The sequence below is a fragment of the Bacillus cereus group sp. MYBK108-1 genome, assembly GCF_051917185.1.
GTDB classification, from domain to species: domain Bacteria; phylum Bacillota; class Bacilli; order Bacillales; family Bacillaceae_G; genus Bacillus_A; species Bacillus_A cereus.
Map to the genome: position 1 here is coordinate 632502 of NZ_JBQAHZ010000001.1, position 11885 is coordinate 644386.

An 11885-nucleotide genomic window follows, 5' to 3' on the forward strand; every position below is an offset into this window, starting at 1 on the left:
TTTTATTTCACATGAACGACTAATTCGTTATTTTCTACATCAACAACTACGTGACTATTATCAGTAATTGTTCCTGCAATTAATTCTCGCGCTAATTTCGTTTCCACTTGACGCTGTACGTATCGTTTTAATGGACGAGCTCCGTACATTGGGTCGAAACCGGCTTCCACAACAAATTCTTTTGCTGCATCTGTTAATTCTACTGTAATGTGACGATCAGCTAGACGACCTTGTAGTTCTTTTACAATTTTATCAACAATGCCTTTAATTTCATTCGTTGTAAGAGGTTTGAATAAAATAATTTCATCCACACGGTTTAAAAATTCAGGGCGGAAATGTCCTCTTAATTGCCCCATTACAAGGTCTCTTGATTCCTCTTTAATCGAACCATCTTCTTCTAATCCATCTAGTAAATGAGCAGATCCAATATTTGAAGTCATAATAATAACTGTATTTTTAAAGTCCACTGTACGGCCCTGTGAATCTGTAATGCGTCCATCATCTAACATTTGTAATAAAATGTTGAATACTTCTGGATGTGCTTTTTCAATTTCATCTAATAAAACAACGGAATATGGTTTACGTCTTACCGCTTCTGTTAATTGACCGCCTTCTTCATATCCTACATATCCAGGAGGTGCACCAATTAAGCGTGACACGGCGTGTTTTTCCATATACTCAGACATGTCAATGCGAATCATTTGCTCTTCACTATCGAATAAAGACTGGGCTAACGTTTTTGCAAGTTCTGTTTTACCAACACCTGTTGGTCCTAAGAAGATGAAAGAACCAATCGGGCGGTTCGGATCTTTAATACCAGCGCGAGCACGAAGAACCGCGTCTGACACTAAGCTTACTGCTTCCTCTTGTCCGATGACACGCTCTGATAAGATTTGCTCTAAGCGTAATAATTTCTCGCGTTCACCTTCCACGAGTTTCGCAACAGGAATACCAGTCCAGCGTGAAACAATATCTGCAATTTCTTCTTCACTTACTTCCTCACGTAATAAACGATTTTCTTGTTTATTATGCGCGCCCATTTCTTCCGCTTCTTTTAACTCTTTTTCAATTGCGGGAATTTTCCCGTGACGAAGTTCGGCTGCTTTATTTAAATCGTAATTGCCTTCTGCTTCTTCTAATTCACGACGCAAACGTTCTAAATGTTCACGTAAGTCACGAACTTTGTGAATGTCTTCTTTTTCTTTCTCCCATTTCGCTCTCATGCCACTTGCAACTTCTTTTAAATCCGATAATTCACGTTGCAATGTTTTTAGACGCTCTTGGCTACCACGATCCGTTTCTTTCCCAAGAGCTGCTTCTTCAATTTCCAGCTGCATAATGCGGCGCGTTACTTCATCTAATTCTGTTGGCATAGAATCAATTTCTGTACGAATTGTTGCACACGCTTCATCAACAAGGTCAATTGCTTTATCAGGTAAGAAGCGATCTGAAATATATCGATCTGATAAAACTGACGCTGCTACAATCGCACGGTCATGAATATTTACACCGTGATAAATTTCAAAGCGTTCTTTTAATCCACGTAAAATTGAAATTGTATCTTCAACAGTTGGTTCTTCTGCTAATACTTGTTGGAAACGTCTTTCTAGCGCTGGATCTTTCTCAATATATTTGCGATATTCATCGAGCGTCGTCGCCCCGATACAATGCAGTTCACCGCGCGCAAGCATCGGTTTTAACATATTTCCTGCATCCATGGCTCCCTCTGTTTTACCAGCTCCAACTATTGTATGAAGTTCATCAATGAATAATAAAATGCGTCCTTCACTCTTTTTAATTTCATTTAATACAGCTTGCAGACGCTCTTCGAACTCACCACGGAATTTCGCACCAGCTACGAGTGCACTCATATCTAACGCAAAAATCGTTCTATCTTTCAATCCTTCAGGTACATCCTTTTTCACGATACGCTGTGCTAGCCCTTCAACGATTGCTGTTTTACCAACACCTGGCTCCCCAATTAAAACAGGATTGTTTTTCGTTTTACGTGAAAGAATACGGATTACACGTCGTATTTCACTATCACGGCCGATTACAGGATCAATTTTCCCTGCTCTCACTTCCGCCACTAAATCACGACCATATTTTTCTAACGCTTCATAAGTTGCTTCTGGATTTTGACTCGTCACTCTTTGATTCCCCCGAACTGTCATTAAAGACTGTAATAAGTTATCTTTCGTAATATGCAATCTTGTAAATAATTGATTTATATCGCCTTTTTCTTCAGAAAAAGCAAGCAATACATGTTCTACTGAAATGTAATCATCCTGCAGTTTTTCTGCTTCTTTTCCTGCTCTTACAAGAAGTTGTTGCAGAGCGCTCGTTACATACAATTTTCCAACTTCTGCACCGCTCCCCGTTACAGAAGGTTTCTTTTTAATTAAACTTTCAGCACCTTGCTTTAATGCTTCTATATCAACATTCATTTTTTGAAATATACGTACTGCTAATCCATCTTGCTCTTCTAATAATGCAAGTAATAGATGAACAGTATCCACCTCTTGGTGATGATGAGATACCGCTAAAGATTGGGCACTCATAATCGCCTCTTGTGTTTTTGTTGTCATTTGATTTAAGTCCATCTTTACAGCCCTCCAAAAGTTTGACTTTCTTTGACCTTTAATTTGATTATACGCCAACTGACTTTTTTATACAATAATTTTGCCTATGTATTTTCAAACTTATTATTTGAAAAAGAAAAAGAGAGCATTCATTATACTGCTAAAAAATACGGTAAATGAAATTACAATGTGTAACGACAAAAAAGCCGCAATAACGATTGCGGCTCCTGTTACGGTTTTCTTTTATATGTCCACTGGCGGTTATGATTCGTGTTATCCGGAAACTTTTCACCGGCAGTTAATTTCACCATTTGCGGATCTTTCACCATACTTCCCGTTTCACCAATTTCTACGTAAATGCCATCATTCGGCGCTTTTTGTCCAGAACGAAACCTGCGATTTTGTCCCATCTTCATTCTCCTTCCATGACGTCTTGCCTCATTAGTATATCCATTTTAAAAGAAAGCTTTTCTGTCATGTTTAGGAAACAGTACTACATCTCATTCTTGTACATATATATGAATGACACGAGCGTAAGCAGGGATTTCTTTCCTACTTGTAGAAAAAAAAGAAACCAACCTACTCTAGGCTAGTTTCAAAGGAGAGTCAAACATATACGAGAAGATTACATGTTCATTATAGGCCTCATCATACGAGCAATGTAACCCTTTTCACAATTTGTACATAATGAAAGAAACATTGTTTGAACTTTCTAAAAAGATGTTGACTTTTCTTAATTTCCAACGATAAATACTAGACATCACAGCACTTTGAGACGTAAGATGGATATATAGTGAAATTTCCATCTATGGTGATTTCACCAAGTCTAACCTCTTATTTCTGCATATTAAAAACGGAAATACAGATAGATACAAAAAAATTATTATAAGAGGTGAAATTATGAACAAACAACATTTAATCGCATTAGACTTAGACGGTACTCTATTAACAGACAACAAAATAATTTCCACTCGAACGAAACATACAATTGCAAAAGCAAAGGAACAAGGACATATTGTTGTTATTTCAACAGGACGTCCATTCCGTGCTAGTTATGATTACTATAAAGAACTTGGTCTTAACACACCTATCGTAAACTTTAACGGTGCTTACGTACATCATCCTCTTGATTCAAACTGGGAAACACATCACTCTCCTCTTGAGCTAGCAACAGCGCAAGAAATTGTCCGAGCTTGCTTTGATTTTGGCGTAAAAAATATATACGCGGAAGTAATGGACGATGTGTATGTTCGTGAAATTGATGAAGATAAAAAACATATTTTCGAATTCGGATCTCCTAAGATTTTTACCGGAGACTTATTAAATATTTTAAACGATCATCCAACTTGCTTATTAATTGACGCACATGACGAGCATTCTACTGCAATTCGTCAACATTTAACGGATATGCATGCGGAAGTAATCGACCATAGAAAATGGGGCGCACCTTGGCCGATTATTGAAATTGTGAAAAGCGGATTAAATAAAGCAGTTGGATTACAAAAAATTTCTAGTCATTACAACATTCCACAAGAGCGAATTATCGCTTTCGGTGATGAAGATAATGATTTTGAAATGATTGAATTTGCTGGTCACGGCATTGCAATGGGAAATGCCATCCCTGAATTAAAATCACTCGCAAACCATACGACGTTAACGAACGAAGAAGATGGTATTGCTTTATATTTAGAAGAGGTTCTTGGATTGTAATCTAAAAATTCCCTACTTATAGTTTCCTGCCAAATGTCCATACTATAAGTAGACGCATGAGACATCGCGTCGATTGTTTTCAGCTAAATAAAGGGGGTTTTTCGAATGGGTAAAAAGAACAAATCAAAACGTTTTATCCAACAAGGAGCCGATGCTGTTATGAAGCATGATGCAAGATTCCCGTACAGAGGTACATTAGCTGAGGCAGAAAAAGCAAGAAGTAACTCTTCTTTTGGAGGGGTTTAAATGGGGAACTTACTATTCCAACAAGCTAGAGATGCTGTTGAAAATGCCGTATCTTGTTCAAGCGGTACTGAGCAACAAGATCTCGTGTATAGAGCAAAAAATGCTTTGCAATCCGCTTACGCAAACTCTTCAACTGCTGAAAAAGTTCAGCTCCGTGAAATGCAAGAGCAATTGCAAAACATTACGAATTTACATTAAAAAAGAGGACCAACTTTGGTCCTCTTTAATCTTTCCGAAACAATCCGAACACCCCAACTGTTTGCAGTATATTTGTAAATGCACCTGGGTCCACTTGTTTAATAACCCTCTCTAATTCGTATAACTCATAACGGGTAATAACCATCATTAACATTTCTTTATTTTCATTCGTATAAGCACCTGTTGCTGGTATCGTTGTAATCCCTCTTACTAATCGCGAGTGAATCGCCTTTCTTACGTCTGCCCCATTCTTCGTAACAATTAATGCTGTAATCTTTACATGACGAGTATGAATTGCATCAATAATTCTCGTTGATACATATAAAGTCACTAGCGTATATAACGCTTTTTCCCATCCATATACATAGCCAGCAGCGATAATGATAATTGCATTAAAAAAGAAAAAGTATGTACCGACAGGCTTATCTTTTATTTTTGATAAAATCATGGCGATAATATCTAATCCACCTGTAGAAGCACCCCACTTTAAAGCAATCCCTACTCCAATTGCCGAAATAATCCCGCCAAAAATCGCATTTAATATGATATCATTCGAAACCGCTCTAACAGGGATGATTTCTAGAAACAGAGTCATAAATATAACACAAAGAAAACTAAAAAAGGTGAAGGCCTTTCCAACCTTTTTCCACGCTAAAATAACGACAGGAATATTAAATAAGCTAAACAATACTCCCGTAGATATGTGAATCGATAAAAAATCACCTAATATTTGTGATAATAATTGAGACAATCCAGCAAAGCCGCTCGCATACACTTTTGCTGGCGTTAAAAATAAATTCATCCCAATCGCGTTTAATAAACCTGCGATGATTACAACGATTAACTTCTTTATAAGTTCAGTATAATTCAACTTCAAATCCATTTCGAATCCACCTTTACCCTTCATAAATGCACCGCTATACATAGTCTTTACGAAAAAGGAAATGATAAACGTACAACGTTTAGAAATGGAGTTGATACATATGCCACATACGAGTGATAACGACAAAAAAGCACGCGATAATAACGCAAAACGCACACAAAAAAATGAGCAAGAGCAAAAAAATATTCAGCAAGGTAAACGTGCATACTCTAAAAAGACCGATCACCTTTGATTCCATCGTACATCAACAATTATGTTGATGTACTTTTTTACATTTTAAAGGAAAAAAACATTAAAAATTCACTTCATGTTCACTTCTATATTCTACAATAGCGATAACATATTCGGATGAGGTGTTGGCATGAGAGGGAAACATATTTTCATTATTACTGCACTAATAAGTATATTGATGCTATCTGCTTGCGGACAAAAGAATGGCTCAGCTACAGTCGCTACAGCAACAGACTCCACCATTACAAAGGATAACTTCGAAAAACAATTGAAAGATCGTTACGGAAAAGACATGCTATACGAAATGATGGCACAAGACGTCATCACAAAAAAATATAAAGTACCTGATGAAGAGGTAAATAAAGAAGTAGAAAAAGTAAAAAAACAATATGGAGATCAATTCAAAAAAGTATTAGAAAATAATGGTTTAAAAGATGAAGAGGATTTCAAAAATCAAATTAAGTTCAAACTTGCTATGAATGAAGCGATTAAGAAAAGTATTACAGAAAAAGACGTAAAAGACCACTATAAGCCAGAAATTAAAGCGAGTCACATATTAGTAAGTGACGAAAATGAAGCGAAAGAAATAAAGAGTAAACTAGATGCTGGTGCTTCATTTGAAGAATTAGCAAAACAAGAATCACAAGATCTGCTATCAAAAGATAAAGGTGGAGACCTTGGATACTTCAATTCAGGTACAATGGCTCCTGAATTCGAAACCGCTGCCTACAAACTAAATGTTGGACAAATTAGCAATCCCGTAAAATCATCAAACGGTTATCACGTTATTAAATTAACTGATAAAAAAGATTTAAAACCTTACGATGAGGTAAAAAACTCTATTCGCAAAAACTTAGAGGAAGAACGTACTGCTGATCGTGTATTCAGCAAAAAATTGTTACAAGAGGAATTAAAAAAGGCAAATATTAAAATAAATGATAGTGATTTGAAAGATACATTTACTCTTGTTTCTCCTCAAGAAAATTAAAAAAAGCACAACCTTATCTTTTTAAATAAGGTTGTGCTTTTTAATCTTCTATCTTATTTCTTAAAGTAAGTCCAACCTTCTTCTTGGTAAACCTTTTCTTCTTTCATCAACTTACCAAGTGCGCGCTTAAATGCAGCTTTACTCATGTTAAAGCGTTCTTTAATATCTTCTGGATGGCTCTTATCCCAAAACGGCATTGCTCCGCCTCGTTCTTCCATATATGCATAAATTACTGCAGCATCGTCTTCCATTCCTTCTTCTTTACGAGGAAGAAGTGAAATGTTAATTGTACCGTCATCTTTTACGTCAATAATACGTCCTGTTACACGCTGACCGATGCGAACTTGTTCTTTTCTTTCTGTATGGTGTAAGAAAGCACGGAAATGCTCATCAGTTAGTACGAATGAACCGACTTGAAGCGAACGATATACACGTCCATTTACGTTTTTATTACGCATAGATGGCGTTGCATCTACGATAATTTCTTGCATATCACTGTCTCTTGCCGGAAGAGCAATTAAACGATCACGATTCGTTAATTTTAACGTACAATATAATTCGTCGCCTACTTCTGGCCATACTGGCATATAAATCGGGAACTCATCAGCTGGAATTAGTATATCTTTTGACACACCAATATCAACAAACACACCTAAACTCGGAATAACTTCTACAACCTTTACCCAGTTCCAATCATAAGTTGTAATAATCGGTTCCTTCATTGTTGCTGAAATACGATTTTGGTGATCAAGGTATAAGAATACATCAATCGTATCGCCTTCTTCAATTTCTCCAGCTACTTCGTTTTTATGTAGGAAAATTTCCTCTTCTTCATTCCCAACCATATATCCGATTTCCGTTTCGCGTAAAACAGTTACCTGTTCAATCGATCCTATTTGCAAATACATATTTTTTAATTCCCTTCTATATATATAAAATTATCTTTTTTATCATTCCAAACAAAAGTTAATTATAACATGATTTTTCCTGTATTTGTCCAACTGCCCAAAATTCACTATAATAAAATGAGGTTACATGAATATAAGTACGAAAACACTTAAGTCTAGACTCGTTTTCAGCTATACTTTAGTATGTACAGTACATAACAAGATTAGAAATTTATTTGGAGGTGCTAACTATGGCAAAAGATAGTTCTTTTGACATCGTTTCGAAAGTAGAATTACCTGAAGTAACAAACGCAATTAATATCGCATTAAAAGAAATACAAAACCGATATGACTTTAAAGGAAGTAAAAGTGATATTAAATTAGAAAAAGAAGTACTTGTTTTAACTTCTGATGACGAGTTTAAATTAGAGCAAGTAAAAGACGTTCTTATCTCTAAACTTGTAAAACGTAACGTTCCAATTAAGAACTTAGATTACGGAAAAGTTGAAGCTGCAACTGGCAACACTGTTCGCCAACGCGCAACACTTCAACAAGGTATCGATAAAGATAACGCGAAAAAAATTAACAACATCATTAAAGAAATGAAATTAAAAGTAAAAACACAAGTACAAGATGATCAAGTACGTGTTACAGCGAAAAGCCGTGATGACTTACAAGCAGTAATCGCAGCTGTTCGTAGCGCTGATTTACCAATCGACGTACAGTTCATTAACTACCGCTAAAAAGAAAACTCCTCTTAATTAGAGGAGTTTTTTGTTTTGTAGAGACAATATTCCGAGAACAAACCATAGAAAAATGGTATATGCGGTGAAAATCACTAAGTGAACAGAGTCTAACCATACGAATACTTTACAAGTGAGCGCATGATTAAACTAGGCCTTATTGTAGAATTTGTTTTATACATGTATTTAGCAGACCTTATTGAAAATAAGAAAAATATACCTTAAGACGTTTCCCCTTCAATTTGAATTACTTTTCTTAATAACCACATCCTGGGCCAAAGTCATCTTAAAAATCGCTGTAACTCATAATTCCTCTCCCCGCCAAAACGTAACAATTTATGAGTATAAGAATATTTCCCAATCTTTAATGTAATGTAAAATTAGTAAGGATCTAAAAAATGTTAATTAAAAAAGAGTTAGAAGTGGTTTTTTGAAGAAATTAATATTATGGTTTTTATTAGCCACATTCTCCCTAAATACTGTAGGATGTTCTAATAATACGAATACACTAACGGATAAATCTAACTGTATCAACAAAGCTTGGTACAAAAAAAATATGTCATGTAATCATTTAAAAAACATTAAGTAGTTAATGATAAAGATCTAAAGAAAAGACACCCCAAAGTACCTTCCTCCGACTTGAACCAATAATATTCGGATGGATTTAAAAAGAAGCATACATCTTTAATAAAGATGCAGGCTTCAAAATAAAAAAGTACGCTAAAGCGCTAAGTAAACTCTTATTCAAAAATTTATATTAAGCACTAATATTTTAGAAGCAAGTTTATAAGTATAAAACCTACAGAGATTTCCCCTGTAGGTTTTATTATATTTCAAGTGATTTCCAAATGAATTATGAGTGACTTTTTTCAGTTTGGTTTTCAAAATATTTTTCTTTAACCATTTTTATCAGATTTTCTTTTTCTGTTAGTTCAAATATAAATAATGCTTTTTTCATGTTATTTGCAACATCTTCTTCATTAGGTTGTTTAAGTTTCAATAAATTCCAAGCTTTTCCATAGTATAATTCACCTAGTAAATATAAAGTATTTAGATTAATAGCTAGTTTGATACCCATATCATTGTATTTTACTGCCTCTTCATGTTGATTTGCATGACCTAAAATTTTTGCTAAATTAAAAATAATTTTCAATTTAATTTCTTTATCTCTAGGAAAATCTAACTTATTAAAATTAGTTAAACACCTTCTTAATATATTAATACTTTTTTCATATTCTTTATTTTCCCCATGGAATATAGCAATTGTCTGCATAATATCTATTTCTCTTTCTGATAAAAAATCAGAATTAGTTACAGTTAATTTTAATGCATTATTTAAAAAATCTAAAGCAGTTTTTATTGATTTATCCACCATAAATATAGCAATCGCTTCATGCCATATTAAAAATTGTTTATCTTCTGTTGATTGGAAGTTATTTTCGTTTTTCTCTTTTTTCACTATTTCATAAAGTTCTTTGTATTGTTTTTGCTTTAAGCAATCTTTTATTACGCATTTTACATTTTCTACATATTTTAATTTTTTGTTTTGAGTTAATGCAAATATATTATTTGGGTCAATACCAAGTCTTTCTGATAATTGATATAACAATATACTAGATGGATAAATCACACCTTTTTCTATTTTGCTAATTTGACTTTGCGAACATATTCCATGACATAATTCGGATTGTGATATATTTTTTTTAATTCTAAGCTCTTTAATGGTAATACCCAAATCGTAAAACTCCATTTTCCCACCTACTATTTAGCACTGTATTAGTATAAGAGTATTCTCTAACTTTTAATGTAATGTAAAATTAATATAGTTGCAATTATTGATTGCTTCAAAGATTCTTCCCTATCGGTGCTAACACAAAAAACAGGTTAGGAAGAAAATCCTCTTCCTAACCTGGCCCTCCTCTCACTAGGGACGTTTTCATTCTCACATCGTTTCTCTTAAGAAATTTCATATCAACAGAATAACACTATTGCCCCACCGAACAAACTTACAAATACAATAAGAAGACATGAACATAGAGCGAGTAATTTCTCATCTCATCTACGCTTCCTTTTAACTGCAATTAGAAACGCAATAAATAATACATTCACACCGATTATTAAGGAGATAAATAACCAATTCACACCTGTTTCTCCGTTAACTTTATACACATTTGATTCTTCACGTTTTAAAACGAGATAAAACTTTCCGTTTTCCTCTCTTATAATTTCATCCTGTAACAATCCTCTTAACTCTTGTTTTTCACCAATTGCACTTGCAGGTAAGGAGACTTTTTGTGTTTCTTTCGTATTATTAATTGCTACTAAAGTTACTTCATCTTTATATTTTCGTTTTAGTATGCTCATCCCGCTCTTATCATACAGAAGCTCAAACGTACCGCGTCGTAAAGACGGTCTCGCCTGCCTAATTTCACCTAGTTTTGTTATGTGCTGCATAAATTTTTCGTCTGACTTAAAATCCATTAATCGTCTATTATCGGGTACACTTCCTCCATCTAATGCAATTTCCGTTCCGTAATAAAAATTCGGAATCCCAGGTGATGTTAACAAATAAGTAAGCGCCAGTTTTAAACGTGATGGCGGATAATACATATTTTCTTTTGCAATACGCGCATATCTTTTTGTTTCTTGATCATCTAAAAACGTAACAAATTCCCCTTCTTTTTTACTCACATCGTATAACGATTTCACCGATACATCCGCTTCGGAAAACGATTCTACGATTTTTTCGTTGTATTCGCTATCCTCCTTTGTCATAATACGAAAATCTTTCTTTATCACTTGCATATCTTTTTGCGCGTTATCCCAAAAGGAACGCGGCTTTTTTTCACTATGTATAACATAACTTCCGTCTAAATCAACTTCTTTTATCCACCATTTCATTGCGTCAATTACCTGTCGTTCGTTTTCTCCAAGCGGAAATTGAAATACAACTTTCATTCCTTTTGCATGAGCTTCTTTTACAAGTTCTTTCACATCATTGTCTGTCCCGAAATGTTCATTTACCTTTTTAAAATTTCGCACGTCTAATCCATCGTACTTTCCACTTTCAAAAAGCGGCGAAAGCATAACGGTAGTAAAACCCATTTCTTTTATGTAATCCAACCTTTTTATAATTCCTCTTATATCCCCGCCTTGATACCCTTCTAAATTACCAACTTCTAATTGTTTGTCATTTTTCGGTTCTCCATTATTGAAGCGATCAATCATAATGGAGTATATAACTTCATCTTTCCACTCTCTTTTTTCGTCTGCAAAAGTATGTATTGGTACAAACAAAACAAAAGCTAAGCAAAAACAAATGAATAGTTTCCTAGTCCGTATTTTTCCCACACGCATCCCCCAAGTTTTTAATTGTAAGAATATTATACCAATTATCCGAGAGAAACGCATATGTCG

At 34.6% G+C, this 11885-nt stretch carries 12 protein-coding genes; 6 read left to right on the forward strand and 6 right to left on the reverse strand.

Features of this window, described 5'->3' with window-relative positions:
* Positions 1-2 precede the first annotated feature (2 nt).
* Positions 3-2603: an ATP-dependent chaperone ClpB gene (gene clpB / locus ACTFSL_RS03300; RefSeq protein WP_000365401.1), complete on the reverse strand. Its 2601-nt coding sequence runs from the start codon at positions 2601-2603 to the stop codon at positions 3-5.
* Between the two features lie 209 nt (positions 2604-2812).
* Positions 2813-2992 (reverse strand): YjzC family protein, encoded by a 180-nt coding sequence (locus tag ACTFSL_RS03305; protein WP_000531421.1) that lies wholly within the window; start codon positions 2990-2992, stop codon positions 2813-2815.
* 490 nt (positions 2993-3482) lie between these two features.
* On the opposite strand from ACTFSL_RS03305, the gene ACTFSL_RS03310 reads away from it, so the two are divergent.
* The 3 genes from ACTFSL_RS03310 (at position 3483) to ACTFSL_RS03320 (ending at position 4736) form a co-directional block, all read left to right on the forward strand.
* Positions 3483-4292: a Cof-type HAD-IIB family hydrolase gene (locus ACTFSL_RS03310; RefSeq protein WP_153582176.1), complete on the forward strand. Its 810-nt coding sequence runs from the start codon at positions 3483-3485 to the stop codon at positions 4290-4292.
* Positions 4293-4397: 105 nt separating this feature from the next.
* Positions 4398-4538: a hypothetical protein gene (locus ACTFSL_RS03315; protein ID WP_000516816.1), complete on the forward strand. Its 141-nt coding sequence runs from the start codon at positions 4398-4400 to the stop codon at positions 4536-4538.
* Positions 4539-4736, forward strand: coding sequence for a DUF3813 domain-containing protein (locus ACTFSL_RS03320; protein ID WP_000527407.1), 198 nt, complete (start codon positions 4539-4541; stop codon positions 4734-4736).
* 25 nt (positions 4737-4761) lie between these two features.
* Here ACTFSL_RS03320 and ACTFSL_RS03325 read toward each other — a convergent pair whose 3' ends face one another.
* Positions 4762-5619, reverse strand: a complete 858-nt coding sequence (locus ACTFSL_RS03325) for a YitT family protein (protein WP_000364433.1) — start codon at positions 5617-5619, stop codon at positions 4762-4764.
* 100 nt (positions 5620-5719) lie between these two features.
* Here ACTFSL_RS03325 and ACTFSL_RS03330 point away from each other — a divergent pair, with 100 nt between their 5' ends.
* Complete coding sequence (locus tag ACTFSL_RS03330) at positions 5720-5851, forward strand: DUF3941 domain-containing protein (protein WP_001120851.1); 132 nt, start codon at positions 5720-5722, stop codon at positions 5849-5851.
* Positions 5852-5980: 129 nt separating this feature from the next.
* Complete coding sequence (gene prsA / locus ACTFSL_RS03335) at positions 5981-6838, forward strand: peptidylprolyl isomerase PrsA (protein WP_440041160.1); 858 nt, start codon at positions 5981-5983, stop codon at positions 6836-6838.
* A gap of 53 nt (positions 6839-6891) precedes the next feature.
* Here the strand turns inward: prsA and ACTFSL_RS03340 are convergent, their stop codons facing one another.
* Positions 6892-7746, reverse strand: coding sequence for a CvfB family protein (locus ACTFSL_RS03340; protein WP_000281262.1), 855 nt, complete (start codon positions 7744-7746; stop codon positions 6892-6894).
* Between the two features lie 230 nt (positions 7747-7976).
* Between ACTFSL_RS03340 and ACTFSL_RS03345 the strand changes: the two genes are divergently transcribed.
* Positions 7977-8468 carry a YajQ family cyclic di-GMP-binding protein gene (locus ACTFSL_RS03345; protein ID WP_001040149.1) on the forward strand — a complete coding sequence of 164 codons (492 nt, stop codon included), beginning with the start codon at positions 7977-7979 and terminating at the stop codon, positions 8466-8468.
* Positions 8469-9321: 853 nt separating this feature from the next.
* Here ACTFSL_RS03345 and ACTFSL_RS03350 read toward each other — a convergent pair.
* Together ACTFSL_RS03350 and ACTFSL_RS03355 are read right to left on the reverse strand one after the other, a co-directional pair.
* A complete protein-coding gene (locus tag ACTFSL_RS03350) occupies positions 9322-10218 on the reverse strand; it encodes a helix-turn-helix domain-containing protein (protein WP_000397889.1) in 897 nt (298 codons plus the stop codon).
* A gap of 305 nt (positions 10219-10523) precedes the next feature.
* Positions 10524-11879 carry an alpha-amylase family glycosyl hydrolase gene (locus ACTFSL_RS03355; protein WP_002182543.1) on the reverse strand — a complete coding sequence of 452 codons (1356 nt, stop codon included), beginning with the start codon at positions 11877-11879 and terminating at the stop codon, positions 10524-10526.
* Between the last annotated feature and the right edge of the window lie 6 nt (positions 11880-11885).

What these genes read in the sequence shown, in the direction of transcription:
- ACTFSL_RS03310 (WP_153582176.1), top strand. Translation starts at nt 3,483, where the DNA reads ATGAACAAACAACATTTAATCGCATTAGACTTAGACGGTACTCTATTA.
- prsA (WP_440041160.1), top strand. Translation starts at nt 5,981, where the DNA reads ATGAGAGGGAAACATATTTTCATTATTACTGCACTAATAAGTATATTG.
- ACTFSL_RS03350 (WP_000397889.1), bottom strand. Translation starts at nt 10,218, where the DNA reads ATGGAGTTTTACGATTTGGGTATTACCATTAAAGAGCTTAGAATTAAA.
- ACTFSL_RS03355 (WP_002182543.1), bottom strand. Translation starts at nt 11,879, where the DNA reads ATGCGTTTCTCTCGGATAATTGGTATAATATTCTTACAATTAAAAACT.
- ACTFSL_RS03305 (WP_000531421.1), bottom strand. Translation starts at nt 2,992, where the DNA reads ATGGGACAAAATCGCAGGTTTCGTTCTGGACAAAAAGCGCCGAATGAT.
- ACTFSL_RS03330 (WP_001120851.1), top strand. Translation starts at nt 5,720, where the DNA reads ATGCCACATACGAGTGATAACGACAAAAAAGCACGCGATAATAACGCA.
- ACTFSL_RS03325 (WP_000364433.1), bottom strand. Translation starts at nt 5,619, where the DNA reads ATGGATTTGAAGTTGAATTATACTGAACTTATAAAGAAGTTAATCGTT.
- ACTFSL_RS03345 (WP_001040149.1), top strand. Translation starts at nt 7,977, where the DNA reads ATGGCAAAAGATAGTTCTTTTGACATCGTTTCGAAAGTAGAATTACCT.
- ACTFSL_RS03340 (WP_000281262.1), bottom strand. Translation starts at nt 7,746, where the DNA reads ATGTATTTGCAAATAGGATCGATTGAACAGGTAACTGTTTTACGCGAA.
- ACTFSL_RS03320 (WP_000527407.1), top strand. Translation starts at nt 4,539, where the DNA reads ATGGGGAACTTACTATTCCAACAAGCTAGAGATGCTGTTGAAAATGCC.
- ACTFSL_RS03315 (WP_000516816.1), top strand. Translation starts at nt 4,398, where the DNA reads ATGGGTAAAAAGAACAAATCAAAACGTTTTATCCAACAAGGAGCCGAT.
- clpB (WP_000365401.1), bottom strand. Translation starts at nt 2,603, where the DNA reads ATGGACTTAAATCAAATGACAACAAAAACACAAGAGGCGATTATGAGT.